The 25,608-nt window shown below is 68.5% G+C and carries 25 protein-coding genes and 1 pseudogene; 12 read left to right on the top strand and 14 right to left on the bottom strand.

Annotated elements, in window-relative coordinates; all coding sequences use genetic code 11:
- Positions 1 to 190 precede the first annotated feature (190 nt).
- On the top strand, positions 191 to 955 hold the full coding sequence (locus A3ES_RS0130255; RefSeq protein ID WP_020390593.1) for a glycosyltransferase family 2 protein: 765 nt from the start codon (positions 191 to 193) through the stop codon (positions 953 to 955).
- Entirely contained in the window at positions 952 to 2,532 is a 1,581-nt protein-coding gene (locus A3ES_RS0130250) for an MptA/MptB family glycosyltransferase (RefSeq protein ID WP_020390592.1), read from the top strand. Before A3ES_RS0130255 ends, A3ES_RS0130250 begins: the two co-directional genes overlap by 4 nt.
- An 11-nt stretch (positions 2,533 to 2,543) precedes the next feature.
- On the opposite strand, the gene larC is transcribed toward A3ES_RS0130250, so the two are convergent.
- Both larC and larB read right to left on the bottom strand, forming a co-directional pair.
- Complete coding sequence (larC, locus tag A3ES_RS0130245; RefSeq protein WP_020390591.1) at positions 2,544 to 3,848, bottom strand: nickel pincer cofactor biosynthesis protein LarC; 1,305 nt, start codon at positions 3,846 to 3,848, stop codon at positions 2,544 to 2,546.
- Complete coding sequence (larB, locus tag A3ES_RS0130240) at positions 3,845 to 4,573, bottom strand: nickel pincer cofactor biosynthesis protein LarB (RefSeq protein ID WP_063746009.1); 729 nt, start codon at positions 4,571 to 4,573, stop codon at positions 3,845 to 3,847. The genes larC and larB overlap by 4 nt, the downstream gene beginning before the upstream one ends.
- A gap of 98 nt (positions 4,574 to 4,671) precedes the next feature.
- Here larB and A3ES_RS0130235 point away from each other — a divergent pair, with 98 nt between their 5' ends.
- The gene (locus A3ES_RS0130235; protein ID WP_020390589.1) at positions 4,672 to 5,190 is read left to right on the top strand and encodes a DUF4446 family protein; all 519 of its coding nucleotides are present in this window, start codon (positions 4,672 to 4,674) and stop codon (positions 5,188 to 5,190) included.
- A 3-nt stretch (positions 5,191 to 5,193) separates the two neighbouring features.
- On the opposite strand, the gene A3ES_RS0130230 is transcribed toward A3ES_RS0130235, so the two are convergent.
- Positions 5,194 to 6,786, bottom strand: a complete 1,593-nt coding sequence (locus tag A3ES_RS0130230; RefSeq protein WP_020390588.1) for a bifunctional phosphatase PAP2/diacylglycerol kinase family protein — start codon at positions 6,784 to 6,786, stop codon at positions 5,194 to 5,196.
- Positions 6,787 to 6,892: 106 nt separating this feature from the next.
- Here A3ES_RS0130230 and serS point away from each other — a divergent pair, with 106 nt between their 5' ends.
- Entirely contained in the window at positions 6,893 to 8,167 is a 1,275-nt protein-coding gene (gene serS, locus A3ES_RS0130225; RefSeq protein WP_020390587.1) for a serine--tRNA ligase, read from the top strand.
- Entirely contained in the window at positions 8,164 to 8,958 is a 795-nt protein-coding gene (locus tag A3ES_RS0130220; protein WP_020390586.1) for an HAD family hydrolase, read from the top strand. The genes serS and A3ES_RS0130220 overlap by 4 nt, the downstream gene beginning before the upstream one ends.
- 164 nt (positions 8,959 to 9,122) lie before the next feature.
- On the opposite strand, the gene A3ES_RS48930 is transcribed toward A3ES_RS0130220, so the two are convergent.
- Entirely contained in the window at positions 9,123 to 9,677 is a 555-nt protein-coding gene (locus A3ES_RS48930; RefSeq protein ID WP_020390585.1) for a WhiB family transcriptional regulator, read from the bottom strand.
- Between the two features lie 554 nt (positions 9,678 to 10,231).
- Between A3ES_RS48930 and A3ES_RS0130210 the strand changes: the two genes are divergently transcribed.
- On the top strand, positions 10,232 to 11,044 hold the full coding sequence (locus A3ES_RS0130210; protein WP_020390584.1) for a Cof-type HAD-IIB family hydrolase: 813 nt from the start codon (positions 10,232 to 10,234) through the stop codon (positions 11,042 to 11,044).
- Here the strand turns inward: A3ES_RS0130210 and A3ES_RS0130205 are convergent.
- The 7 genes from A3ES_RS0130205 to A3ES_RS0130175 all read right to left on the bottom strand — a co-directional run bounded on the left by A3ES_RS0130205 (position 11,041) and on the right by A3ES_RS0130175 (position 17,625).
- Entirely contained in the window at positions 11,041 to 11,661 is a 621-nt protein-coding gene (locus A3ES_RS0130205; RefSeq protein WP_020390583.1) for a proteasome activator, read from the bottom strand. The two genes, A3ES_RS0130210 and A3ES_RS0130205, sit on opposite strands and share 4 nt — an antisense overlap.
- Positions 11,662 to 11,703: 42 nt before the next feature.
- Positions 11,704 to 12,234 carry a CGNR zinc finger domain-containing protein gene (locus tag A3ES_RS0130200; RefSeq protein ID WP_020390582.1) on the bottom strand — a complete coding sequence of 177 codons (531 nt, stop codon included), beginning with the start codon at positions 12,232 to 12,234 and terminating at the stop codon, positions 11,704 to 11,706.
- 110 nt (positions 12,235 to 12,344) lie between these two features.
- A complete protein-coding gene (locus A3ES_RS0130195; protein ID WP_020390581.1) occupies positions 12,345 to 14,978 on the bottom strand; it encodes an ABC transporter permease in 2,634 nt (877 codons plus the stop codon).
- Positions 14,978 to 15,691 (bottom strand): ABC transporter ATP-binding protein, encoded by a 714-nt coding sequence (locus A3ES_RS0130190; RefSeq protein WP_020390580.1) that lies wholly within the window; start codon positions 15,689 to 15,691, stop codon positions 14,978 to 14,980. Before A3ES_RS0130190 ends, A3ES_RS0130195 begins: the two co-directional genes overlap by 1 nt.
- 2 nt (positions 15,692 to 15,693) lie before the next feature.
- Positions 15,694 to 16,284 carry a PadR family transcriptional regulator gene (locus tag A3ES_RS0130185; protein WP_020390579.1) on the bottom strand — a complete coding sequence of 197 codons (591 nt, stop codon included), beginning with the start codon at positions 16,282 to 16,284 and terminating at the stop codon, positions 15,694 to 15,696.
- A 68-nt stretch (positions 16,285 to 16,352) separates the two neighbouring features.
- Positions 16,353 to 16,937, bottom strand: a complete 585-nt coding sequence (locus tag A3ES_RS48925; RefSeq protein WP_169501814.1) for a TetR/AcrR family transcriptional regulator — start codon at positions 16,935 to 16,937, stop codon at positions 16,353 to 16,355.
- Between the two features lie 16 nt (positions 16,938 to 16,953).
- Entirely contained in the window at positions 16,954 to 17,625 is a 672-nt protein-coding gene (locus A3ES_RS0130175) for a TetR/AcrR family transcriptional regulator (RefSeq protein WP_420323156.1), read from the bottom strand.
- On the opposite strand from A3ES_RS0130175, the pseudogene A3ES_RS57225 reads away from it, so the two are divergent.
- Positions 17,542 to 17,877: pseudogene (locus A3ES_RS57225) on the top strand (VOC family protein); the annotation flags it as partial. The gene A3ES_RS0130175 and the pseudogene A3ES_RS57225 sit on opposite strands and share 84 nt — an antisense overlap.
- A 6-nt stretch (positions 17,878 to 17,883) precedes the next feature.
- Here A3ES_RS57225 and A3ES_RS0130170 read toward each other — a convergent pair.
- The 3 genes from A3ES_RS0130170 to mobA are packed head-to-tail and all read right to left on the bottom strand — an operon-like array spanning position 17,884 to position 20,248.
- Positions 17,884 to 18,861, bottom strand: a complete 978-nt coding sequence (locus tag A3ES_RS0130170; protein ID WP_020390576.1) for an NAD(P)H-quinone oxidoreductase — start codon at positions 18,859 to 18,861, stop codon at positions 17,884 to 17,886.
- A gap of 36 nt (positions 18,862 to 18,897) precedes the next feature.
- Positions 18,898 to 19,653: a phosphotransferase family protein gene (locus A3ES_RS0130165; protein ID WP_020390575.1), complete on the bottom strand. Its 756-nt coding sequence runs from the start codon at positions 19,651 to 19,653 to the stop codon at positions 18,898 to 18,900.
- Positions 19,654 to 19,705: 52 nt separating this feature from the next.
- Positions 19,706 to 20,248 carry a molybdenum cofactor guanylyltransferase gene (gene mobA, locus A3ES_RS48920; protein ID WP_020390574.1) on the bottom strand — a complete coding sequence of 181 codons (543 nt, stop codon included), beginning with the start codon at positions 20,246 to 20,248 and terminating at the stop codon, positions 19,706 to 19,708.
- A gap of 47 nt (positions 20,249 to 20,295) precedes the next feature.
- On the opposite strand from mobA, the gene A3ES_RS0130155 reads away from it, so the two are divergent.
- From A3ES_RS0130155 to A3ES_RS48915, 5 genes are all read left to right on the top strand, one after another.
- Entirely contained in the window at positions 20,296 to 21,093 is a 798-nt protein-coding gene (locus tag A3ES_RS0130155; protein ID WP_020390573.1) for a carbon-nitrogen hydrolase family protein, read from the top strand.
- Positions 21,094 to 21,136: 43 nt separating this feature from the next.
- A complete protein-coding gene (cobC, locus tag A3ES_RS0130150) occupies positions 21,137 to 22,168 on the top strand; it encodes an Rv2231c family histidinol phosphate aminotransferase CobC (RefSeq protein ID WP_020390572.1) in 1,032 nt (343 codons plus the stop codon).
- Between the two features lie 120 nt (positions 22,169 to 22,288).
- Positions 22,289 to 22,786, top strand: coding sequence for a hypothetical protein (locus A3ES_RS0130145; RefSeq protein WP_020390571.1), 498 nt, complete (start codon positions 22,289 to 22,291; stop codon positions 22,784 to 22,786).
- Positions 22,787 to 22,842: 56 nt separating this feature from the next.
- The gene (locus tag A3ES_RS0130140; protein WP_237745097.1) at positions 22,843 to 24,018 is read left to right on the top strand and encodes a cupin domain-containing protein; all 1,176 of its coding nucleotides are present in this window, start codon (positions 22,843 to 22,845) and stop codon (positions 24,016 to 24,018) included.
- A gap of 2 nt (positions 24,019 to 24,020) precedes the next feature.
- Positions 24,021 to 25,037 (top strand): sucrase ferredoxin, encoded by a 1,017-nt coding sequence (locus A3ES_RS48915; RefSeq protein ID WP_020390569.1) that lies wholly within the window; start codon positions 24,021 to 24,023, stop codon positions 25,035 to 25,037.
- The last annotated feature ends 571 nt before the right edge of the window (positions 25,038 to 25,608 follow it).

Below are 25,608 nucleotides of genomic sequence, written 5' to 3'. Positions count from 1 at the left end.
CTCGTCCGGATCCCGTCCCACCAAGCTACGGCAGCCCCGTCGTACCCGCGGGGTGTGCCGTGATTCTGTCTGATTGTCCGACAATTCTCGTGGAACTCCAACTCGCGCCGTCGATCGAAAGGACGAGATATCCCCAGGGAGCGGGTGCTGAGGCGGGAGATCGGCCGCCGAACAACTAGGCTGCGGTGCTGTGTCCGGTACTGATCTGCCCTCCGTCGAGCCCGTCCAGGGCTCCGTTGCGTGCGTGATCCCGGCCAAGGACGAGGCCGAGCGGATCGCGGCGACCGTGGACGCGGTGCACAAGATCGCGGGCGTGGACCTGGTCGTGGTCGTTGACGACGGCTCCACCGACGGTACGGCGGAGGCCGCCGAGCGGGCGGGCGCAGTCGTCGTGCGGCACTCGAAGAATCGTGGGAAGGCCGCCGCGATGGAGTCCGGCGCGGAGGCCGTCGCGGCACGGGAGGGAGCCTGGGCGCGGCACCTGCTGTTCCTCGATGCCGACCTGGCCGACTCGGCTGCTGGGGCTGAGTCGCTGATCGAGCCGGTGCGCACCGGACAGGCCGACATGACGATCGGGACGCTGCCGGCCCAGGTGCGGGCCGACGGCAGCAAGGCCGGCGGGCACGGGTTCGTCGTACGGCTCGCGCGGGCCGGGATCGAGCTGGCCACCGGCTGGGCGCCTGAGCAGCCGCTGTCCGGCCAGCGATGCCTGACCCGCGTCGCCTTCGAGGCGGCGCTGCCGCTGGCGCACGGGTTCGGCGTCGAGACCGCGCTGAGCATCGACCTCGGCCGCAAGGGTTTCCGCATCCTCGAAGTCCCGATCGACGTCCGGCATCGCGCGACCGGCACCGACTGGCGCGGCCAGTTGCACCGCGGTCGCCAGTTCTGGCACGTACGCCGTGCGCTCTCGGCGCGCAACGCCGTGCCGCCCAGTGGGTCCTGGTCCGGCCGATGAGCACCGACGAGGCCGGCCTCGCCGAGAGTGGTCAGGTCAGTGTTTCGCCGACCGCGAATCGCGACGGCCGGCGCGCCGTCGGGCTGTACCTGGCCTCGACGACCCTGATCGTCGCCGCTGGGCTGCTCGGCCCGTCCGTGGTGGTCCTGACGCTGACCAACCGGCACGCCTGGCTGCCGCCGTACTGGTTCGACACGAAGCCGAACGACTGGCTCGTGACGATGATGATCTACGTCGCCATCCTGCTCGGCGGCTACGGCGTTTTCCTTGCTGCCAAGGCGATCAAGAACGGCTGGGCGCCCCGGGTCAACCGATTAGTTGCCCTAGGCATCGGTACGACGGCGGCCGTCACGCTGGTCCCGCCGATGGCGTCCGGCGACGTCTTGATCTACGCGGCGTACGGGCGGATCATGTCGCTCGGCGGCAACCCGTACACGACGGCGCCGGCGGACACCATCCGGCTCGGCTACGACCCGGTGATCGCGGCGACCGAGCGGCCGTGGCAGGGCGCGAAGAGTGTCTACGGCCCGATCGCGACCTGGATCCAGTGGTTCTCGTCCTGGGTCGGCGGCGACTCGATGCAGCTCACCGTCTGGATGCTGCAGCTGTCGGTCGCGGTCAGCCTGATCGTGTCCGGGCTGCTGTTGATGAAGCTGGTCGGCCCCAACCTGGTCAACCGCCGCCGCATCGCCATGCTCGCCCTGGCCAACCCGCTGCTGCTGTGGACCGTCCTGGCCGGCGCGCACAACGACTCGATCGCGGTGATGTTCGCGATCATCGCGCTGGTGCTGTTCCGGCGGCACCTCTTCTGGGCCGGCATCATGCTCGGCGTCGCGGGCTGCACGAAGCTCTCGATCGGCCTGGTGGGCATCGCGATGCTCTGGTCGCTGCGCGCGGATCGGCGCAAGGCGATCATGTTCTGCCTCGGCGGCGCGGTGGCGATGGTCGGTCTGTATGCCGTGGTCGGCGTGCAGGCGCTGCAACAGGCCCGGGCGAACAGCGCGTACATCTCCACCGGGACGCCGCACAAGGTGCTGCTCAGCTTCTTCACCCTGTTCCTGCCGAACGGTCTGGTCCGCACGGTGATCGCGATCGCTGCCTGGGCCGGCCTGATCGTGGTGGCGATCCTGCTGTCCCAGGTGTTCCCGAAATCGCTGGTGCCCCGGACGCACCCGGAGGACCGGACACCGGAGGCGATCCGCTACACCGCCATCTACGCGATCGCCTGGCTCGTCACCGCGATGTACTCGCTGCCCTGGTACGACGTGATCGCCTGGGTCGCGCTGGCGGCGGTGGCCGCGTCGAAGGTGGACAAGCTGATGGTCATCCGGACCACCATGCTCGCGATCGCCTACGTGCCCGGCCGGGATCCCAACGCCCGCCAGGTGGCGCCGTTCCTGTCGGACTCGCTGGAGTGGTTCAGCACCCGGCTGCGCGACACGATCTGCCCCGCGATCGAGCTCGGCGTACTGATCGGCCTGATCGTCTGGGCCCGTCGCGGTGGCGCCCAGTGGTGGCCGTACGACTGGCCGAAACGAAAGCAGAAGCCCGAGACCGAGAAGGCCACCGCCCACTAGACCGCTGAGGTTCAGCTCCAGAGATCGTGGCCGGCGGCGATGGCCTTGGCGAGGACGGTCTTGATCGGCTTCTTCAGGACCGCGGAGGCGGCTGCGACATCGTCGTACTCGGGCTGGACGTTGACCACCTGGCCGCCGTACCGGGCGATCTTGACGTGGATGCGCTGCCCCTCGACCTCGACGCTGGCGAACTCGCGGTCGGCGGCGTGCTTGCGGATCTCCGACTCGCGCAGGCCGATCGCCGACGTCTCGGAGAGGATCACCGAGCGGACCTCCTCGGCACTCGCGCCACCGACCAGGACCGAGAGGGTGTGCGCCGGCCGGCCCTTCTTCATCAGGATCGGGGTGAGCCAGGCGTCCGCCGCGCCGGCCTCCATCAGCCGGGCGAGTACCTGCGGCCAGATCCGCGGGTCGAGGTCGTCGACGTTGGTCTCGTAGACGAGCTCGGTGGCCGAACGCTCGACCGAGTCGCCGACGATCACGCGGACGATGTTCGGTACCTCGACCGGGTCGCGGCCGCCCGCGCCGACACCCGTTTGCTGGATCCGCATCTGCGGCATCAGGCCGAACTCGTCCGCCAGCGTGGCGAGCAGAGCCGCACCGGTCGGCGTCGTCATCTCGTACGGCGCGGTGCCGCCGATGACCGGAGCATCGGCCTCGGACAGCAAAGCCAGTACTGCAGGCCCTGGCACCGGGATGCCGCCGTGCTGGCCGCGAACCTGCAGCCCGCCGCCGAGTGCGATCGTGGAGACGACCACCCGGTCGAGCTCGAGCGCCACTGATGCGGCGGCGACTCCCACGATGTCCGCGATCGCGTCGAGCGCGCCGACCTCGTGGAAGTGCACGTCATCCGGGGCGACACCGTGAGCAGCACCCTCGGCCCGCGCCAACCGAGCGAAGGTATCCAACGCCCGATCCCGCACAGCCGGGGCCAACCCAGCCTCCTCAATCAACCGCCGAACCTCAGCCCAAGTCCGCGTAGGCCCACCACCGCCGTGCCCGTGCCCATGCCCGGCCCCGCCATCCTCGTGCCCGTGCCCATGGCCGTGACCGGCTTCGGCGCCCTCGGCCTGCGGGACTGCTGGGCCGAGGTGGTCCGGGAAGTTTTCTGGGTGGAGTTCTCCGGCTACCCGGACGGAGGCTTTGGTGGCTGCGATCTGGTGGCGGCTTGTTTGTTCCACCGTCACGGACAGCGATGGGTCGACCGCCGCGACGGCCGCGTTGACGACCTCCAGGTCGGCTCCAGCCGACAGGAACGCTCCCAGGAGCATGTCGCCGGACGCTCCGGCCGCGCAATCGATCCAGGCGACTCTCACTGCGACTTCACCTCCGCGGGCGCCGCGCGCCGCGCTACTCGAGCTGCGAAGACACCGGCCCCGAAGCCGTTGTCGATGTTCACCACGGTCACGCCTGGCGCACACGAGTTGAGCATCGCCAGCAATGCGGCCACCCCGCCAAAGGAGGCGCCGTACCCGACAGACGTCGGTACTGCGACCAGCGGTACGCCGACGAGCCCGCCCACCACGCTCGGCAGGGCGCCTTCCATCCCGGCCACCACGATGAGGCAGTCGGCGGCGGCCAGGCGCTCGCGCACGCTCATCACGCGGTGCAGGCCGGCGACACCGACATCGGTGATCAGGTCGACTGCTGCACCGAATACGCCGACTGTCGTCGCTGCTTCTGCCGCGACCGGGGCATCCGACGTACCGGCCGCTACGACCGCCACCGTGCCACGGAGTACAGGGGGTGAGCCCAGGACCGCAGTACGGCCTACAGCGTCCACTACGGCCTGCGGCAGGGCAGCGGCGACCGCTGCCTGGGCCTCGACGCTCAGGCGGGTCGCCAGGACGGCGTGGCCCGGGTGGGTCGCGTGCAGGGTGCGCAGGAGCTCTACGACCTGCTCCGGCGTCTTCCCCGCCCCGTAGACCACCTCGGCGTCGCCTGTGCGCTCCAGGCGATCCGTGTCGAGGCGTGCGTAGCCGAGGTCGTGCACTCCAGGCAGTGGGCCGCCACCGGGATTCTGGTCAGGCAAATGAGTCACCCCGCGAATCTACGTGGCCCACCGGCATCCGCCGCCCGGGACCCTGGCACTGGCACTCAGCGCAGCCGCCTGAGCACGCAGCCATTAGGCTGCCGTCCGTGTCTTCGACGTTAGCCGGTGCTTTCGGGATCGCCGCCTTGTTCGTGGCGGTGCTCGCCCTCGTGTTCGCCATCCAGGCGCTGAGGGCGCAGTCCGGCACGCCCAAGGCCGGGGCGAAACCTCTCGCCACCCCAGAACCCCAGCAACAGGCCCAGCCCACCCAGACGCCTCAAGCGGAGGCCAAACCGGGCACCGTGAAGTCGGAGCTGCGCCGCCTGAGCAAGGAACTCGAGGACGCCCGAAGCGAACTCCGCGAGACCCTGCAGCACTTGGCAGTGGTCCGCTACGACGCGTACGGCGACATGGGCGGCCGCCTGTCGTGGTCGATGGCCCTGCTGGACGACAAGGGCGACGGGGTCGTGCTGACGTCGATCAACAGCCGCAACGACGCCCGCTCCTACGCCAAGGAAGTCAAGTCCTTCGAAAGCGACGCCAAGCTGTCGCCCGAGGAGGAAGAGGCCCTCGAAACCCTCCGCAAAGAGGCCTCCCAACCCCGCGAGACCCCAGAACCCAGCTGAAGCTCAGCGGCGCTTGGGGACCCGGACGATGAGGGATCCAGGCTCTACCTCGGCGGTGATGGTCCGGCCGGGGCCGATGCCGTCGCCGTCGAGTTGGCGTTGGACGTCGACCGCCGCGGTGATCTCCACCTTGCGGCCGGTGAAGCGCTCCAGGTACATCTCCGTGCGCTTCGTACGGGTCATCACGCGCCAGAAGACGAGCGGCCACTGGGTGACCCGGCGGGGCGCGATCACCACCACGTCGATCAGCCCGTCGTCGGGGCGGGCATCCGGGAGCAGCGGGATGTTCGCCTGCAGCATCCCGACGTTGCCGATCACCACGGTCCGGACGCGGCGCTCCACTGGCTCGTCGTCGTCCAGCACGATGCGGACCTTCACCGACGGATGGTTGATGTTCTTCGCCGCCGAGACCAGGTACGCCGTCCAGCCGATCTGCGCCTTCAGGATCGGTGGGGCGCCGGTGATGATCGCGGCGTCCAGCCCGAGCCCGGCCATCACCGCGAAGCGGTCCGTGTCGAGTCCGTCGCCGGACACCTTGACCAGGTCGATCCGCCGGTCGCGGCCGTCCAGGATGCGCTCCAGCGCGTCGTCCAGGTCCATCGGGATGTGCAGGTTGCGGGCCAGCAGGTTGCCGGTACCGGCCGGAATCACTCCGACCGGGATGCCCGTGGAGGCCAGCGCGGCGCAGACCACCCGGACCGTTCCATCGCCACCGGCGACCAGGACCAGGTCCGACTCGTTCTCGATCGCCCGCTTGGCCATCGCGTTGCCTGAGTCGTCCTCACGCGTCTCCAGCCAGAGCGGATCGTCGAACCCCCGCACTGCGAGCGCCCGGGTCACCTTGCGCCGGAACGCCACCCCGTCGCCGACCTTGATCGGGTTGACGATCACAGCGGCCCGAGGCGGTACCGACGTACCGTTCTCGTCAGCCGGAGTACGCCGCCGGCGTCGTCGCAGGCCGGGCCTCAGCCCGAACCCGATCGACGACGCCGTGAGGATCGCCAGTCCCAGCGCCCAGCCCCCGAGTACGTCGGACACCCAGTGCACGTTCAGCAGGACGCGATCGACGGACGTGATCCAGACCACCGCGATCGTCGGCAGCGTCACCAGCAGCCGGAAGCGACGTCGCCAGCCGCGGACCGACGGCAGCACCACTCCCAGTGCTCCAGCCATCACAAACGCGGCGGTGGCGTGTCCGGAGACGTACGCCCAGCCGTCCACCTCGGCCAGCATCTGAGCGGGCCGGGCCCGGTCGAAGATGTGCTTGACCGCCTGGACCAGCCCCAGCTCGGCGCCCGCGGAGACGATCAGCCACACCGTCAGCAGCCGGGCCCGCCGGTGCCAGAGATAGATAGCGACGACCAGGATGACGGCCCGCATGGTCCAGGGCTGGGTCACCGCGCCGACCACCTGCCAGACGTCCACCATGTTCTCGTGCGCGGCCCCGTACTCCGCCATCCGCGCCGAGACCGACTCGTCCCAGCGGCGCAGCGGCGGCCACTGCCCGAAGACCAGCAGCGTGATCACGGTGAACGGCAAAACACCCAGGACGACCGTCAGCGCGCGGCCTACCGGACTGGGTGGGTGGTGGTTCATGGCCTGGTCGATTCCCCCTAGAAGAGACCGCTGCTGATCCGCTGGTGCCAGCTCATCATCCCGAATAGACTTCGCCGCCGCTGACACGCCCCGATACCCTGCACCTGTGATCGATGCCAAACTGCTCCGTGAGAACCCCGATGTCGTCCGCGCGTCCCTGACCAAGCGCGGCGAGAGTACCGACCTGGTCGACCAGGTCCTGGCGGCTGACGGTGATCGTCGATCGTCCATCGCGGCGTTCGAGTCGTTGCGCGCGGAGCAGAAGGGGCTCGGCAAGCAGGTCGCCCAGGCCAAGGGTGACGAGCGCACCGCGCTGCTGGAGCGGACCAAGGCGCTGGCCGCCGAGGTGAAGGCCACCGAGGCCGCCGCGACCGAGGCGGAGAGCCGCTTCGACGCGCTCGCCGAGAAGCTGCCGAACCTGGTCGCCGACGAGGCGCCGGTCGGCGGCGAGAAGGACTTCACCGTCCTCGAGGAGATCGGCAAGCCGCGCGACTTCGAGGCCGAGGGCTTCCAGCCCCGCGACCACCTCGAGCTGGGCGAGCTGCTCGGCGCGATCGACATGGAGCGCGGCGCGAAGGTGTCCGGCGCCCGGTTCTACTTCCTCAAGGGTGTCGGCGCGCTACTCCAGCTCGGCATGCTCCAGCTGGCGATCGCCCAGGCGGTGGAGAACGGCTTCACCCCGATGATCACGCCGTCCCTGGTCAAGCCCGAGGTGATGGGCGGCACCGGGTACCTGAGCGCCCACGACGACGTCTACCGGCTGGAGGAGCCCGAGCTCTACCTGGTCGGTACGTCGGAGGTGCCGCTGGCCGGCTACCACATGGACGAGATCCTCGACGTGTCGAACGGCCCGATCCGGTACGCCGGCTGGTCGTCCTGCTACCGCCGGGAGGCCGGTTCCTACGGGAAGGACACCCGCGGGATCATCCGCGTCCACCAGTTCGACAAGGTCGAGATGTTCTCCTACTGCAGCCTGGAAGAGGCGGCCGCCGAACACCAGCGGCTGCTCGGCTGGGAGAAGGAGATGCTGGACAAGATGGAACTGGCCTACCGGGTGATCGACACCGCGACCGGTGACCTGGGCGCCTCGGCGTACCGGAAGTTCGACTGCGAGGCCTGGGTGCCGACCCAGGGTGCGTACCGCGAGCTCACCTCGACGTCGAACTGCACCGACTTCCAGGCCCGCCGGCTGAACATCCGGCACCGCGACGCCGACGGCAAGCCGCGCCCGGTGGCGACCCTGAACGGCACGCTGGCCACCACCCGCTGGCTGGTCGCCATCCTCGAGACGCACCAGCAGGCGGACGGCTCGGTCCGGGTGCCGGCCGCGCTTCGCCCGTACGTCGGTGGCCGAGAGGTCCTCGAACCGGTGGGGAGATGACGAACGGCTGGCGGCCCAAGGCCGTTGCCCTCGACATCGATGGCACGCTGATCGATCACGACGAGCGGCTCTCGCTCGCCGTGATCGACGCGGTCCGCCGGGCTGCCGCGCAGGTTCCCGTCATTCTGTGCACCGGCAGGTCCTGGGAGACCACCAAGCCGGTCGCGGAGATGCTCGACCTGCCGGAAGGTTTTGTTGTCTGTAGCAACGGTGCGCGGACCCTGCGGAGTCCCGCCGGTGAGGTGGTGGACGAGCGCACCTTCGACCCGTCGACCGTGATCGCCTCGGTCCGCGAGCATGCGCCGAACGCGCGGATGGCGGTCGAGGAACACGAGTCCGGCTACCGGGTGACCGCGCCGTTCCCGCCCGGTGACCTGGGCTCGGACGATGTCGTGATCCGGGTGGTCACCGATGCTGAGCTGGCGCCGGAACCCGTGACCCGGTTGATCATCCGCGACCCGGAGCAGTCCGAGGCCGACTTCGTCCAGTTGGCCGAACGCCTTGGCCTGCACGGGGTCAGCTACTTCGTCGGCTGGACCGCGTGGCTCGACATCGCGCCCGAGGGCGTCGATAAGAGCACCGGCCTGAAGGTCGCGCTGGCGCAGTACGGGCTGGAGGCGGCCGACCTGCTGGCGCTGGGCGACGGGCGCAACGACGTGGAGATGCTGGTCTACGCCGGGCTCGGGGTCGCGATGGGTTCGGCGCCGGACGAGGTCAAGGCGAAGGCCGACGAGGTGACCAAGTCGGTCACCGACGATGGCGTCGCCGCAGTACTCAACCGTTATTTCTGAGTGACTGTTCGATCCTGATGAAATAGCCGCCGGAGATAGTTTCAGGTGGCAACCAACTCAGCAACCAAAAGGGCCCGGAACTCCTGCGCCTGCAGGGGTTCCGGGCTTTCTCGTCTCTGTCTGACTGTTCTGATAGTCCGCTGGCGGGCCGAGTATCAGGAAGGTCAGGCGACGCGGGTGCTGCCGGGACGAGGTGACTGACAGGGCCGCTCCACCACGGCGTCGAACGCGTCCAGGACGGCGTTCAGCTCCGGGCGGGGACGCGGGGTCTTGGTCGCGGGGCTCTGCCCGCGACGGGCCCTGCGCAGGTGGCGCTTGACGGTCGACAGCGAGCAACCCAGCCGCATGGCAAGGGATTCCAGGCTGTCGTTGGGGTACTGCGTCCGCAGGCGCAGCACCTCTTCGTGGCTGACCGGGCGGCGCGTGCCTCGCGCTCCGGCCAGTTGGTCGAAGTCGTCTGCCTGGACCTCGACGTCCAGCAGGTTACGCATCGAGCGTCGCTGCGCGGCCGTGGTGCCGGCGACGAAGCCGCTGACATCGTGCTGGGCAACGGCACTGAACAAGCAGTCGGTGAACAACGGGCAGGACGCGCAGACCGCTTTGGCCTCGCGGACCAACTGCTCATAGCGTTCTCGTGTCCGCCGGGTCGCTGATGCAGGCGGCGGCTCTTCCATCAAGCGGTGCTGGAAGACGTCCGCGCGTGCAGTGCAGCCCGTCATGGCCCCCTCCGTGATGGAAGATGTGTCGACAGCCGCACGAGAGCCATTGCTCCCTTGCCCCGCTATCTTGGCGCTGTTGACGATCATCATGGCTCCCCAAGTTCCAGGACTCGTGTGAACGAACGATGAATGACGTTCGAACACCCGAATCCACTAGCTGATGGACCGAGCTGTTGCCGACCCACCCTGTCGTCCCGGCGCGGGACGCACCGATCCATAACTGTTGACGTTGCGGATGTGGTTTTGGTTGCACCCAATTCCACATCGATATGTCGATGGCGTTTGCCGGGGTGGGGCCGCACCAGATCTGTTGATCCGGAACAGGTCATACGACGCGGTTGAATCGCCCCCGGTTCCGCACTAGCCACCGCATGAAATCACGCTGAAACCCTGCTGCGCAGGGGAACTAGCTGCCTTTGCAGCATCCTGCCGTAACGGTCTGGTGACGTTGTTCAACGGTCAAGCAGATTGCATGGAAATCGCTGTCCAAACGGTTGCGCGGAGCCCTGCGAAGGGGTATAGGCGACTCGGTCGCAGAAAGATACGGTGGTCCGGTGCCGATCCCCGAAGCAGTCCGCCCACCCCGTCTGGTCGCCACAGATCTTGACGGAACCTTAGTACACAGCGACCGATCGATCTCGCCGCGGACCAAGGCGGCGGTGCTCGCGGTGCAGGAAACGGGTGCCCAGTTCGTCATGGTCACCGCCCGGCCGCCGCGCTGGATGCACGACCTGGCCGACCTGGTCGGCGCGCACGGCGTAGCGATTGTTGCCAACGGCGCCATTCTGTACGACGTCGTTCAGCGTCAGGCGATCCGGACCGCTTTGATCGATCCACAGGTCGCACTGGAAGTCGCGCAGGCGATCCGCGACGAGGTGCCCGACGTCGAGTTCGCGATCGAGCGAGCAGACCGTTACGGACAGGAGCCGCGCTATCTCAATCGGTGGCCGACGCCCGACGACACGTTGATCGCCGAGCTCGCGGAGCTGCTGTCCGAACCGGCCGCGAAGCTGCTGGTTCGCCATCCCAGTTGGCATTCCGACGATCTGCTGGCGCGGATCAACCCGCTGGTCGGCCTGCGGGTGACGGCCAGCCACAGTGGCGGCAGCAGCCTGGTGGAGATCTCGGCGAGTGGGGTCTCGAAGGCCGCCATGCTCGCCGATTTCGCTGCGGAGCTTGGCATCACGGCCGATCAGTCGATCGCGTTCGGCGACTCGCTGAACGATCTGCCGATGCTCGCCTGGGCCGGTACGTCGTACGGGATGGCCAATGGGCACGCCGACGTACTGGCGATGGCCGACGTGGTCTGCCCCAGCAACGACGAGGACGGTGTCGCCACCGTCCTCGAAGAACTCTTCAATCTCTAGAGGTACATCCCGCCGCTGCCCGGGCCGTCGGTGTTGCCGGCTTGGGGAGCGCCTGGGAACGCCGGGTTGTCCTCAGGTGAGGTTGGCGGGTGCTGGCCACCGGGCAGTGCGCGGCGCATCTGCTCCAGCTGCTGGCGAGCGGCCATCTGCTGGGCGAACAAGGCGGTCTGGATGCCGTGGAACAAGCCCTCCAGCCACCCCACCAACTGGGCCTGCGCGATCCGCAGCTCGGCCTCGGTGGGCGTGCTGTCCTCGGTGAAGTCGAGGCTCAGTCGCTCCAGCTCCTCGACCAGCTCAGGCGCCAGGCCGCTCTCGAGCTCCTTGATCGACGCCTCGTGAATCGCCCGCAACTGCTGCCGGGAGGCCTCGTCGAGCGGTGCGGCCTTCACCTCGTCGAGCAACTGGCGGATCATGTTCGCGACCCGCATCACCTTGGCCGGCTGCTCGACCAGCTCGGTCACCGAGCGGGGCTCGTCGTCCTGCTCGTCCCGCTGGCGCGGCGGCCCTTCGACGGCCATCCCGTCCGGACCGACGATCAGGATCTTGCCGTCCTCGGTCTGGGTGCCGGTCATCTGAACTTCCGGGCCACCCTGGTTCTCGCCGCTGCTCTCGGTCATGCGCCCATCCTAGGTCCGGGAGGGTGAGGACCTCTTCCGGACCTAGGGGGTCTTCGAGCGATGCCGTCGCACGGCGTCACGGTTCGCGCACGCGGGGCTGCAGTAGCGCTGGCGCCCGCCACGGGACAGGTCGGCGTACACGTTGTCGCAGCCGTCCGTCGCGCAGCGGCCGAGTCGCGAGATGCCGCGGCCGGCGAGATGGAGCGCCGTACCGGTGCTGATCAGCGTTGCGACCAGCCGTCCGACCGGTACGTCGTCCGGGCGGTAGTGCATGTGCCAGCCATCGCCGGCGTGGTTGGTGAGCCGGGGATGTTCGGTGTACTTCGCCAGCATCGCGTTCATCAACCGCACCCGGCTCTGCTCGTCGGGGGCGTCCACCACTTCCAGCCATTCGTCCAAAGCGGTCTGTACTGCGGCCAGGTCGCCGACTGTCACACGCCTGTTCCTGACGAGACGGCTCTCGACGCCGCTTTCCTCGCAGCGTTCGGCCAGCTCCACCGCGGTGGACGCAGGGTTGGTGACCAGATTCACGGCCAGCAGGACCGCGTCGGCGCCGTAAGGGTTGAGATGCACAATGCCATTACAGCACGATGGGCCCATGATCTGCACCCGGTCGCCCATCCCGACCTGGCCAGGTTCGCCAGTTAGATGCCTAGGGCAACCAGATGCAGCGGCCGGTCGAGCTAGTCCACCCGGCTGACCATCGGCAGCCGGGACCTGGTCAGCAGCCACGCCAGCAGCCCGGCGAACAACGGCACCAGGATGACGATGCCCGCGATCTCCTGCCAGGGAATCACGAAGTGCGGTGACCCGAAGGCCGCATGGGCCGTGTAGCCGTAGAGAGCGCCGACTCCTACTCCCAGCAGACATCCGAGCTCACCCAGCACCCATGCCTGAGCAGCAGCAAGACTGCGCCGCCGTCGTGGTGGAGCACCGACCGCGGCCAAGGTCGCCAGGTCTGCGCGCCCCTCCGCCGCAGACAACGAGACCGAGATCGCCACCCCGAGCAACGTGACGACGGTTGCCGCGCCCATCAGTCCGAGGAACCACTTCCGTGCCGGGCTCTCATACCCCTTCTCCACCTTCAGTACGTCGTCGTGCCCAAGCAGCTTGGCCACCGAGGCGAGCTCGGCGTCCGTCGGCTCGCGCTTCAGTTCGTACGTCACCTTGTAGGGATTGAGAATGCCGAGCTTCTTGGCCGCTTCCGGGCTGATCAAAGCCGAGGTCGACAACCCACCGGCCTTGGGCGGTGAGGGGACCAGAGCGCCGGGATGCGGGTCCCACGACCTGCCCTCGGGGTCGTTGTCCAGGGACAACTTGACCGTACCGCCGGAGATCCCGCTCTGCTCGGGGACGACCACCTTGCCGGCCCGCATCGCCTCGGCGGCCTTCGGTCCGAAGCCGGGGAACCGGGCGATGTACTCCGGGTCGACGACCATCAAGCCGAAACCCCACTGGCCTTCCGAGGGCGGTGTGGGCACGTTCAAGGCCGGCGTGTAGCCATCGCTGACCTTCACTCCGGCTTTGGTGACCGAGCTGATCAGGTAGGTCTTCTCGACCGGGAGCAGACCGGCGACCTTCTCCACCGTCACCGGTGAATAGGGAACCGTTCCAGCGAAGGGCAGTACGGCGTCACCGTGGAGGCTCTCCGGAGCGTAGGCCTCGGCGTCAGCGGCGATCGAGTTGGAGATCGCGAAAGCCATCGCCGCCGTCGCGCCGACGGACATCATGATCGCGGCCGCGGCGGGACCGGTGCGATGCCGATGCCGGGCCGCGTCGCGCAGGGCCAGCCGCCCGCTCAAGGGAAGGAACCGGGCCACGCCCGCGATCTTGGCCACGAGGTTCGGCAGCACCCAGACCAGACCGATGATCGTCGCGGTGATGCCCAGCAGCACCAGCGCAATCGGTCCGGTCGGCGTCACGGTGGTCCGATAGTCCTGCTGATTCTCCAGAGCGAGCTTCTGCGCTGCTTCAAGGGCCCCGGCCATCCAGACGCTGCCGATGATCGTGCTGGTCACGCCGCCGACGACCAGGGCGACCGCCGGCTTGCGCAGCCGAATCGCCGAGTTCGCTGCGGCGAACCGGCCGCTCAGCGCCGCCATCGGTGCCTGGCGCCCGGCGCTGATGGCCGGCACGATGGCTGCCGCCAGTCCGGCCAGGAGTCCGAGAGCAGCGACCGGCACCAGCGTCCGCCACGGGATGTTCACACCGACGATCAGTGTGGACAGCATCCTCTCCCACAACGGCCGGCCGGCGATCGTCGCGATGACGGCGACCAGAACGGCGCCGCCCGCTCCAAGAAGGCCGGCGAACAGGCCCTGCACGAGCACGATCCGGCGTACGTCGCGAGGCGTGCCACCGGTCGCGGCGACCAGCCCGAGTTCGCGGGTCTGCCGCCGGGCGCCGACCGCGAAGGCGGTACCGGCCAGCAGTACGATCTCGAGAATGCCGAACCCGATCACCAATGCGACCACCGCGGTCGCGCCGGCATCGGTCGAACCACCGGTAGTGATCGGCGGCGGATCGACGATATTTGCTCTTGGCAACAACATGAGGCCGTCCCCGAGCAGCCGGTCACTGAGCGTGTCGGCGGCCACCCCGGTGGGCAGATCGACCAGATAGAAGACCAGACCACTTTGTGCCGGTGCCAGCGGCGAGGCCGGGCCGGCGAAGATCGTCCGCTTATCAGGATCGTTGATGGTCCGGGCCAGGCCGACGACGGAGTACTTCTGCTCCGACGCCGTGGTTATCGTTGCGCCAGGCAACAGCTCGCCGTCGTCCAGCAGTTCGAGGTACTTCGCCAGGGCAGGGGAGATCGCGACCTCGTCCGGCTTGCCGGGCATCCGGCCGCCGTCCAGCTTGAAGGTGCCCTCGGCCAGCTTGCTCTGACCGTCCCCGACGATCAGGCGGACGCTGCTGTTGGCCTGTGGTCCGCGCAGGTCGACGTTGCCCACCTCGAACAGTGCGCGGACCGCCGTACTGCCCGGCGGCAGGGACTTCAGCGGATCGACCTTGCTCGTGTCCCGGGTCGACAAGTCGGTACCGGACGGTGGCCCCGGAGCGCCACCGTCCAGGGACGGGCGGTCCAACCAAGGACCCAGCTTCGGGAACTCCGACACCTCGATTCGGGCGTCCGCCTGGCCGATCGTGGTCCGCGCCAGCGCCTCCCCGCTCGGGCTGCCCGCCGCGCCCATCAAGCTGATCCAGGAGGCCGCGAAGACCGGGACGCCGATCAGGGCGGCGATGAGCAGTGTTCTTCCCGGCGAGCGCCGGGCGGTCCGCCGGGCGATTCGCAGTGGGGGACCCCAGCCCGCCATCAGCGGGTTTCCAGCAGGATGTCGACCTCGGGCAGCGGGCCGGACTGGCCTACCAGGACGCCATCGCGCAGGTAGACGACGCGATCGGCCCAGGCGGCGTGCCGGGCGTCGTGGGTGACGAGGACGCCGGCGATGCCGTGCTGGTCGCAGCGGTCGCGGAGGAGTTGGAGCACGGCCTCGCCGGTGTCGGAGTCCAGAGCGCCGGTCGGCTCGTCGGCGAGCAGGATGCGGCGATCACCGACGATCGCCCGGGCGATCGCGACGCGTTGCCGCTGCCCGCCGGACATGTGGTCGGGAAACCGGTCGGCCAACTCTGGGATGGCCACCTCCGCCAGGGCCGCTTCGGCGTACTTGCGAGCGGTGCGCGCACGGGTGCAGTCCAGCTCGAGTGGAAGCATCACGTTCTCGACGGCGGTCAGGGCCGGGATCAGGTTGAAGTCCTGGAAGACGTACCCGATCCGGCGCCGGCGCAGGGCGGCGACCGCCTTGGCGTTGAGCGTGGCCAGGTCGTTGCCGTCGACAAGAACCTCGCCGCTGGTCGGCCGGTCGAGCCCGCCGGCGCAGGTGAGCAAGGTGGACTTGCCCGAACCCGACGGGCCCATCACGGCGACGAGTTCGCCGGACGCCACGGCCAGGTCGACGCCACGGAGTGCGTGCACCTTCTGGCCGCTGGTTCCGTGCACCCGGGAGAGATTGCGGATATCGAGGATCATGCTCATTGGTTGGCCCCCGCCTTGTGGTCTTCGGGCTGGTGCTGGTCTTTGCTCGCAGTACTGGTCTTGGCGGACCGGCGGTGGCGGGAAAGCATCGCTTCGCAGTGGTCCAGCCAGCGGATCTCCGCCTCGGCGCTGAAGATCATCGACTCCAGCACCAGCAGCCAGGAGATTTCGCCGTCCCGGCCGATCCGCTTGAGGCGGGTCAGTTCCTGCATCGACTCCATGGTCGAAGCGCGCTGCCGCTGCAGCACCGCCGAGACGTCGATCCCCGGTACGGCGAGCGCCAGGGCGAGCTTGATCGCCAGTTCGTCCCGCGGCCGCGACTCGCGCGTCACCGGCGTCTCGAACCATTTCGCCAGCTCGGTCCGGCCGGCCTCGGTGATCTCGTACAGCGACCGCCCGTCGTCGTCCTTGCCGGCCTGGCTGGCCTGGACCAGACCGTCGCGTTCGAGCCGGGTCAGCGTCGTGTAGACCTGCCCGATGTTCAGCGGCCAGGTCGAGTTGGTGGCCGCCTCGAACTCCCCGCGCAGTTGGTACCCGTACTTCGGCTCCGTCCGGAGCAGCGCCAGCAAACCGTGCTTGATCGACATAGATACTGAGTATGCATACCGAGTATCCGCAGGTCAACAGCTTCGACCAGAGGCGAAGCATCGTGGGCTCAGGCGGTGAAGAGGCGGCCGAGGTGCGCGTCGAGCGAGTCGGACAGGAAGCTCGGGCGGAGGTCCTCGGGCAGCGCGAGGCCCTGGACGACGAGCCCGTCGACGACGGCGAGCAGGAGGGCGGCCTCGGTCTCGGTGTCGGTCACGTCGGGCAGTTCGCCCTCGGCGGCCGCGGCGTCGAGCAGCCGGGCGAAGGCGATCCGGAGTTCGTTGTCGGTGGCCGCCGCGATCTCTTTGAGTGCCGGCGACGTGGCGGCTGCCGCGCTGAAGGCCAGCCAGACCCGGGCGTCCCGCGCTCGTGAGTCGTCCAGCGGCAACCAGAGCTCAAGCGCCTGGCGTAGTACGCGGCGTGGGGATCCGGAGAGGTCGACCGTGGCGAGCTTGAGGTCGAACAGCTGGGTGACGTGCTGGAACGCGGCAGCGACGAGTTCGTCCTTGCTGCGGAAGTAGTACTGGACCTGAGCGAGCGAGATCTTGGCGGCAGCGGCGACGTTCCGCATCGTGGCGGCCTCGAGCCCGCGCTCGGCGATGACCTCGACCACAGCCCGTAGTACGTGTGCGCCGCGCACCTCGTCCCCAGTCACATTACTGACGGTAGCCCTAATCACGCACCAATCGGCGGACGAGGCGGGCGGTGACGGCGTCGACGTCGTAGCGGCGGCCGACGCCGGGGGTGAGCTGGTCGAAGACCAGGCCGTCGATCGCGAAGTGCAGTAGCCGGACCTCCTCGGCGCCGCCGGGCAGTCCCGCCTGGACGTGGAACGACACGTCGGCGTCGAAGCCCTGCTGGAGCGTGCGCGTCAGGATCTCGTTCAGGCCCGGGCGGCGTACCGCCTCCAGGCGCAGCTCGAACAAGGCGAGTGGGAGCTCCGGCCTGCCGAGCAGCCGCTCGACGATGTAGTGCACGTAGTCGACGACCAGGTCGATCGACGGCGTCCGCTCGGCCAGGGGAGCGAGTACTGCCTCGTCGGGCGCGAGTCGCTCGAAGATCCGCTCGCCGAGTGCCCCGAGCAGGGCGTCCCGGCTGCGGAAGTAGTTGGACGCAGTACCGGCTGGCAGTCCGGCGGCGGCGTCGACCGCGCGATGGGTGAGTCCGCGAGCGCCTGACTCGGCCAGGACAGCGAGGCCACCGTCGTCACCGCGCGTCCGGCCGAGGTCGCCGCGTTCTACCAGCAGCACTTCGACCTCCAGATCACGCTCGACATCGGCTGGTTCATCGTCTGCCGCCGCGGCGAGTCGGACTGGGAGCTGGCCATCACCGAGCGTGGCCATGAGTCGGTCCCGGCCGCGGTCTCGGCCCTGCCGGAGAGTTCGAACATCTTCGGCTTCGTCGTCGAGGACGTCGACAAGATCGCCGCCGCGCTGGTCGAAGCCGGCGTCGAACTGTCCACCGAGCCGGTCACCGAGGTCTGGGGCCAGCGCCACTTCTTCGTCCGCGACCCCGAGGGCACCTGGATCGACGTCATCCAACTGGTGGCCCCGGACCCGGCCTGGCTGGCCGCAAACTTCCCTGCCGCCGAGTAGTCCCGCTTAAAGAGTGAGAAGGATCTTGCCGATGTGGTTGGACTCCTCCAGGGAAACGTGGGCCTGAGCGACGGCTTCGAGTGGGAAGGTGCTGTGTACGACCGGCAACACCTTCTTCGCCGTCACCAGCGGCCAGACGTGTCCGACCACCTCGGCGAGAATCTGCCCCTTCTCCACCACCGACCGGACCCGCAGACCGGTCCCGGTGATGGACCCGCGCCGGCTCATCAGCCGGCCGAGGTCCAGCTCGCCCTTGGTCCCGCCCTGCATCCCGATGACGACCAGGCGGCCGTCGTACCCGAGTGAGCGCACGTTGTCCTGCAGGTACTTCGCGCCCATGATGTCGAGGATCACGTCGGCGCCGGCCTTCCCGGTCGCCTCGTTCACCACCGAGGCCCACTCGGCTTCCTTGTAGTTGATCGCGACGTCGGCGCCGAGCCGGGTGCAGAAATCCATCTTGTCCTTGCTGCCCACCGTGCAGAGAACTCGCGCGCCGTGCGCGACACCGAGCTGGATCGCCATCGTGCCGATCCCGGACGAGCCGCCGTGCACGAGCAGCGTCTCGCCCTCCTTCAGATGCGCGGTCATGAACACGTTCGACCACACCGTCGCGACCACCTCGGGCAACGCGGCCGCGCTCACCAGATCCACGCCTTCCGGCACGGGCATCACCTGCGGCGCCGGGACGACCACCTTCTCGGCGTACCCGCCGCCGGCGAGCAGTGCGCAGCACTCGTCACCGACCGACCAGCCCTCGACCTCGGCGCCGACCGCGGCGATGCGGCCGGACACCTCGAGCCCGATCGTGCCCGGTGCGCCGGGCGGCGGCGGGTAGAACCCCTGCCGCTGGAGCAGGTCAGCGCGGTTCACGCCCGCGGCGACCACGTCGATGACGACCTCGTCCACCGCTGGGGTGGGATCCTCGATCTCACCGATCTTCAGAACCTCGACGCCACCGGCACCCTCACAAACGACAGCTCGCATGCCAGCCACGGTACTGCGTCGCGCCGCGCGCTCAGCTCATGGACGGACGATTCTGGACAGGTCGCCCGCGATGCTGACGAGTGGATCGATAATGCCTATCGACTTGAACCAATCCCATAGCTCCAGCGAATGATAGAGCCGGTAGAGCGTGGTCCTCGCGCGCCAGTCGGCGGGTAGCTCCCCGTAGCCTTCGGTGAGACCGGCGAGCTTGTCGGTGTTGCCTCGAATCGAGTAGCACTCGGTTTTGGCGAGGTCCATCAGGGGATCGGCCGCGATCGCGTTCTCCACGTCGATGAAGCCCTGCACCTGCCAGGTCTGCGGATCCACGAGCACGTTGCCTTCGTGGAAATCGTTGTGGCAAAGGGCTGGTGCGGTGTTGTTGGCGAAAAGGGCGGCGTGCTGGTCGACGTACCGGCTGATCTCTTCGGCCAGTTGCGGATCGCCGTCGAGTTCGCCGAATTCCTTGAGCTTCTTGGTGAACTGGCGGCGCATGTACGCGTCGTTAGTCGGGAGCGGTTCGAGCACTTCGTCCGTGAGATACCCGTACGCCGGTTGCGGGATGCGGTGGATCTTCGCGAGGAGCTGACCGAGTTGGAGGTAGATGGTTTTGGAGTCCGGCGGCTCGGCCTCGGAGAGCGGCACGCCGTCGAGTTTCGTCAGCACGGTGAAGCCTGGGCCGGCGTGGAGCACCTCGGGGATCGCGGTGCCGAGGCTTGCTTCGAGTAGCCCGTAGACGTGGACTTCCTTTGCCTGCTTCCAGGCCCACTCCGGCTCGTAGACCTTCACGATCACCGGCGCAGCGGCGTACCGGCGTAGGGTTGGGCCTGATGGGTGTCGAACGGATTTAGTCGTCCAAGTCCGCCCAGGAGTCGACGTCGTCGCCGGCTCTGCTGGGAGCGGACCAGGCGAGGTCCAGCCCCAGGAACAACCGCCGGACCGACTTGTCCCGCGGATCCCCGACTCGCTTCAACGCCTCCACCAGGCTCGTACGCCGGTACGCCGCCGCCAGCCATTGCTCGCGACTGTCCGTGTCGAGCAGCCCGAAGCCGTCACGTTCGCCGACGCCGTCGACGAGGTCGGTGATCTCGTCGCTGGTGATCCACGGCAGGTCGCACGACAGCAGCACCACGATCGGCGCGCGCCCGACGGCGATGCCTGCTGCGATCCCCGCCACCGGACCACCGCTTGGTGGGTTCTCCATCGTCCACTCCACCGGGCGGCAGACGGCGCGCTCCGGCCCGACAACGACGGTCGACTCCGCGGCAAATGTTGCCGTCAGCACCCGATCCAGCAACGACACCCCGTCCAGCACGAGCATCGCCTTGTCCACCCCACCAAACCGGCTGGACCCACCCCCGGCCAACACCACCGCATCGAATTCCACCATCCCAGTCTGACCTAGTTGGTCCCGTATAGATGGGGCACCATGGAGAGGTGAAGATCGCTGTGGTGCAGACCGCCAGCTCGCAGGACAAGGTTGCCAACCGCGAGTTGGTGACGCGGCTTGTCGCCGACGCGGTCGTGGGTGGACCCGATCTCGTCGTCCTGCCTGAGGCGATGATGGCGGATTTCGCGACCGAGGGCGGTTCAGTCGGCGAGTTGGCCGAGGCGCTGGACGGGGAGTTCGTCAGCACGCTGCGTAAGTGCGCGGCCGAGCATGGCGTCGCGATCGTGGCCGGCATGTTCGAGCGGAGTTGCGATGAGGGCCGGCCCTACAACACGCTGCTCGCGGTCGGTGCGGACGGGGACTTGGTCGGTGCTTATCGCAAGATCCACCTGTACGACGCGTTCGGCTACCGCGAATCGGATCAGCTGACGCCGGGCGACGTCGCGCCGGTCGTCGTACAGATTGCTGGGCACAAGCTCGGGTTGATGACTTGCTACGACCTGCGGTTCCCCGAGTTGTCGCGGGCTCTGGTCGACGCGGGCGCGGAGGTGTTCGTCGTACCGGCGGCTTGGGTGCGAGGGCCGCTCAAGGAGCATCACTGGACCACGCTGCTGACGGCTCGCGCCATCGAGAACACCTGCTACGTCGCCGCGGCCGCGCAGAACGGGAAGAAGTACTGCGGGCTCAGCCAGATCATCGACCCGCAGGGAATCGCGGTCGCCGCTGCCGGCGAGTCGGACGGGATCGTCTCAGCCGAGATTTCGCCCGAGCGGCTGGCCGAGACGCGCCAGCGCAACCCGTCACTGCAGAACCGGCGCTTCACCGTCACTCCACGCCAGAGATAAGACTGGTCGCTTGATCTTCAGTCAGGCAGGTTAGCCTCCTGCTGTGACGCAGCCGGACGGATTCGACCTCGACCACCATGGCGATCTCGAGGTCGGGCACGGCCTGGTCGACCTCGCCGTCAACGTGCGCGCCGGTACGCCGCCCGCGTGGCTGGTCGAGGAGATCGGCGCCAGCCTGGGCGATCTGGCCAGCTATCCGCGCCAGGATGCCGCACTGGCTGCGGTCGCTGCCCGGCACCAGCGTGATCCCGGGCAGATCCTGCTGACCGCGGGGGCCGCCGAGGCGTTCGTGCTCATCGCGCGGGCTTTCCGGCCGAAGCATCCGGTGGTGGTTCACCCGCAGTTCACCGAGCCTGAGGCTGCCTTGCGGTCTGCCGGGCATCTGGTCGATCGGGTTCTGTTGAGCGCCGCGGACGGGTTTGTGTTCGATCCGCGCGCGGTACCCGCCGATGCCGACCTGGTGGTGATCGGGAATCCGACCAACCCGACGTCGGTGCTGCATCGGGCTGACGACCTGCGCGAGCTGGCCCGGCCCGACCGGATCCTCGTGGTCGACGAGGCGTTCATGGACGCCGTACCGGGTGAGCCGGAGTCGTTGGTCGGAGCATCGATTCCTGGGCTGGTGGTGATCCGGAGCCTGACCAAGACGTGGGGGCTCGCGGGACTGCGGGTCGGGTACGTCGTGGCCGCGCCGGGGCTGATCGAGCAGCTGGCCGCAGTACAGGCTCAATGGCCGGTGTCCACTCCTGCGCTCGCGGCGGCGATTGCTTGCAGCAACGAACGTGCTTTGGCGGAGGCGGCTCAAGCTGCCGAGGATCTGACCCATCAACGCGCGCACCTCCTCGCCGGTCTCGCCAGCACCCGCGTGACGACGTACGGCGTCGCGCGCGGGCCCTTCGTGCTCGTGCACGTCGCGGGTGCCGCTGCCCTGCGGGAGCAGTTGCGCGAGCGCGGATTCGCCGTACGGCGAGGGGATACGTTCCCGGGGTTGGGGCCGGATTGGCTGCGGATCGCGGTCCGGCCGGAGCCCGTGACGGACGCGTTCTTGAAGGTCTGGCAGGACTTGCTCGGCTGAGCCGGAGATCGCTGCGGAACCGAGTGCCCGTTGTAACCCGCGCGGGGGTTTAGGCCCGATCTACTTTGCGCACAGGAGGGTCGTCAAGACACTCCGGGCATTCTCGAAGGGAGCAGCATCATGGGCTTGAACGACGACGACATGACAACCTCGTCGGCCGACAGCGAGGGGCCGGCCGACGGCGGTGCGTCCGCCGGTACGACGGATGGCGGAGCTGACGGTGGCGCCGGCGGCAACGTCTCCAGCGGCTCCGGCGATCCCGGTGGCTACAGCGGCTCCGAAGCTTCCGGTGGATCCGGTGGCGAGGGCCTTGCCGATGGTGGCGCGACGGTTGGCGGGACGGATGGTGGCGCCGACGGAGGAGCCGACAGCGGTGCCGAAGGGCCTGCTGGCGGTGGTGCTGTAGGCGGCGGAACTGACAGTGGTGCCGATGGCGGCGCCGGTGGTGGAGGTTCTGAGGGACCTGCGGACGGCGGCGCCTCGCCTGGTGTCAGCGATGGTGGCGCTGATGGAGGAGCCGACAGTGGCGCCGAAGGACCGGCTGACGGTGGCGCCTCACCTGGTACGACCGACGGCGGCGCGGACGGCGGCGCTGGCGGGAACTCCGGAAGTTGGTGATCCCGGTGCCGGGGACCGGGCTGCCGCCGGACGGGCGCCCGGCTCTCCGGCGCTGTGTGTCCAGTGAACTGGACCTCGACGAGTTCGGCCGCTCGTACTGGGGTTCTCGCGCACTGCTCTCACACGGCGGCGACTACGGCGACCTGTTCACCCTGCAGGCCGCCGACGAGCTCCTGTCCCGCCGCGGCCTCCGTACGCCGTTCCTGCGCCTGGCCAAGGACGGGGCGGTTGTCGGCGACAACCAGTTCACCGGCCCGGGTGGAGCCGGCGCGGAGATCGGCGACCAGGTACGCGACGACAAGGTGGCTGCGCTCTTCGCGAGCGGCCACACCGTAGTACTGCAGGCCCTTCACCGCACCTGGCCAGCACTGGTCGACTTCGCAACGCAGTTGTCGACTGATGCTGGGCACCCGGTGCAGATCAACGCCTACATCACTCCGGCGGAGTCGCAGGGTTTCGCCGCCCACTACGACGTCCACGATGTCTTCGTACTGCAGGTGGCCGGCGAGAAGCACTGGACCGTGCACGAGCCAGTACACGTCGACCCGCTGCGCAACCAGCCTTGGACCGATCACTCCCAAGCTGTCGAAGCTGCAGCGCGTGACCGCGCACCGGTGATCGACGACGTACTGCGCCCCGGCGACGCGCTCTATGTGCCCCGCGGCTTCCTCCACTCGGCAAAAGCACTCGGCGGCGTCAGCGCCCACCTGACGGTCGGCCTGCACACCATGACGCGCTACCTGTTGGTCCAGGAGCTAGCGGCGCTCGCAGCCGACGAACCCTCTCTGCGCGCAGCCCTACCCCTGGGCTTCGACCCGGGTGACCCAGCGCAGCTCGCCACGGTGCTGGACGAGGTGGCCTCGCTCCTGACCAAGAAGATCGAGCAGACCACCCCCGACGAACTCGCCCCACGCCTCCGCCGCCGTACCTGGTCCGGCAACCGCCCAGCCCCGCTACCCCCACTCGCCCACGCAGCCGCAATCGCCAGCCTCGCAATCGGTACGCCGGTCCGGCTGCGCCCCGGCCTCCGCTTCCATTTGGTCGAAGGCGACCCGGTCCGGCTCCAGCTCCCCGACCGCACAATCTTCTTGCCCAAGGCAACCTATCCGGCCGTGGAGCGCCTCTGCTCCGGCGCGGACGTCAAGGTCGGCGACCTCCCGTCCTTGGATGCCCCCGACCAATTGGTCCTGGTCCGGCGCCTCCTGACCGAAGCAGTCCTCACCATCCCCTGACCGTGGAGCCAACTGACCCGCTGCCGCGCCTGAGATGCGCCCCTGCAGCCGAACAACGCCAAGATCTCCTGCTGGCAACAGCACCACCGGCCGAGCGCTGGCTCCTGATCGAACACCGCGAACCTTGGCCCCGCCTGGCACTGATCGCCTTACGCACAAGCAACCTGGCCGCCGAAGTACCCCCGAACGCCTCAGGCGCCAGCGACCTGGCCGCCGAGGTGTCGCGCTTGTGCACGGCTGCCGGCATCCGTCCCGTCCTGATCAGACGCCACGGTCGCGTCGACCGGACCGCCCCGCGCCGATGGGCAACGGTCGACTGTCGCCCCGGACAAGAGTCGATCCGCTGGGGCGAACTCCCCACCGACGACCACCTCCTGAACGTACTCGCCGGCACCGACCCCGGCACCCCAAGCACCGACCCGATCTACCTGGTCTGCACCCACGGCCGCCACGACGCCTGCTGCGCCATCCGAGGCCGCCCAGCCGCGGTCGCACTCTCCACCGCCTTCCCCGACCGCACCTGGGAATGCAGCCACATAGGCGGCGACCGCTTCGCCGCCAACCTGGTCTTCCTTCCCCACAGCCTCTTCTACGGCCACGTCCCCGCCACCGAAGCAGTCGCCCTAGCCACCCGCTACAACGAAGGCTTCGTAGTACCGAAGTACCTCAGAGGCTCAGGCGCCCACCCGCCCCCAGTCCAAGCAGCCCAACACTTCGCCCGAACAGCCGGCGCCTCGCTCGCAAACGACGCCCTACTCCCAACCCAAGTCAGCCACCCCACCCCCACCACCTGGCAAATCCACCTAGCCGCCGCCCCCCACCCCTACCTGGTCGCCCTCATAACCACCACAACCACTCTCAACGCCCCCATGACCTGCACCACCCCACCCCCTGGCCACACCACCCACTACACCCTCGCCACCATCCACCCCCGATCCCCGCAGAACCCCTCGCCTACGCAGGACTCGCCGCCCACGCAGAGCCCCTCGGCCACGCAGGACAACCCGCCGAGCCTCTGAGGCCCCGATCGAAGCACGAGGAACACGCCGCGCGGGGGTCTCTCCCACGTCCGCTACAGGCCGGCACGCTCACTAGGTCGCGCCCGACGAGCGGTCTGGCCGTCAAAGGCACTGCCCGCGGCCGCCTCGCCGGCATTCAAGACGGTCGAATGGGCCAGCTCGCCGCTTCTGTTCGCGGCACAGCGACTAGGGCACGGTCCAGCAACTCTCATCGCCGAGGAGCCGACCTGACAACGCCACGTTGCTTGCAGAGTGTCACCAGAGCGCATTTTGGTCCTCCCCGTTCTGTTCACGTGTCTCCAGATCGCCTTACCAGTAAGACAATACGCGCCGATCCACGATTTGCAGCATCCGCCTACTCAGCGTAGTATCGAACACATGTTCGACAAGGAGATCGCTGACATGGACGCGACCGAGACACTCACCTCGGTCGCNTCCATGCACGACCTGCGCACCCGTGCCGACCTCGAAATCCTCCGCCTCGGCCAGCACTTCGCCGACCTGTTCCCCGACCCCGCCACCCTCCCCGGCCACATCTCCCTGCCCGGCGGCGAACGCGCCCACGTCTACG

The organism is Kribbella catacumbae DSM 19601 (assembly GCF_000372465.1).
In the GTDB taxonomy this organism is placed as follows: Bacteria; Actinomycetota; Actinomycetes; order Propionibacteriales; family Kribbellaceae; genus Kribbella; species Kribbella catacumbae.
The sequence above is the reverse complement of the archived record's forward strand: the minus strand, read 5'-3'. Positions and strand labels throughout refer to the sequence as shown.

Bases quoted from the DNA above. Each gene is read 5' to 3' on its own strand.
- A3ES_RS0130250 (WP_020390592.1), top strand. From the start codon at position 952: ATGAGCACCGACGAGGCCGGCCTCGCCGAGAGTGGTCAGGTCAGTGTT.
- A3ES_RS0130230 (WP_020390588.1), bottom strand. From the start codon at position 6,786: ATGAACCACCACCCACCCAGTCCGGTAGGCCGCGCGCTGACGGTCGTC.
- A3ES_RS0130220 (WP_020390586.1), top strand. From the start codon at position 8,164: ATGACGAACGGCTGGCGGCCCAAGGCCGTTGCCCTCGACATCGATGGC.
- A3ES_RS48930 (WP_020390585.1), bottom strand. From the start codon at position 9,677: ATGACGGGCTGCACTGCACGCGCGGACGTCTTCCAGCACCGCTTGATG.
- A3ES_RS0130205 (WP_020390583.1), bottom strand. From the start codon at position 11,661: ATGACCGAGAGCAGCGGCGAGAACCAGGGTGGCCCGGAAGTTCAGATG.
- A3ES_RS0130195 (WP_020390581.1), bottom strand. From the start codon at position 14,978: ATGGCGGGCTGGGGTCCCCCACTGCGAATCGCCCGGCGGACCGCCCGG.
- A3ES_RS0130190 (WP_020390580.1), bottom strand. From the start codon at position 15,691: ATGATCCTCGATATCCGCAATCTCTCCCGGGTGCACGGAACCAGCGGC.
- A3ES_RS0130185 (WP_020390579.1), bottom strand. From the start codon at position 16,284: ATGTCGATCAAGCACGGTTTGCTGGCGCTGCTCCGGACGGAGCCGAAG.
- A3ES_RS0130175 (WP_420323156.1), bottom strand. From the start codon at position 17,625: ATGGCCACGCTCGGTGATGGCCAGCTCCCAGTCCGACTCGCCGCGGCG.
- A3ES_RS0130170 (WP_020390576.1), bottom strand. From the start codon at position 18,861: ATGCGAGCTGTCGTTTGTGAGGGTGCCGGTGGCGTCGAGGTTCTGAAG.
- mobA (WP_020390574.1), bottom strand. From the start codon at position 20,248: ATGGTGGAATTCGATGCGGTGGTGTTGGCCGGGGGTGGGTCCAGCCGG.
- A3ES_RS0130145 (WP_020390571.1), top strand. From the start codon at position 22,289: ATGGGCTTGAACGACGACGACATGACAACCTCGTCGGCCGACAGCGAG.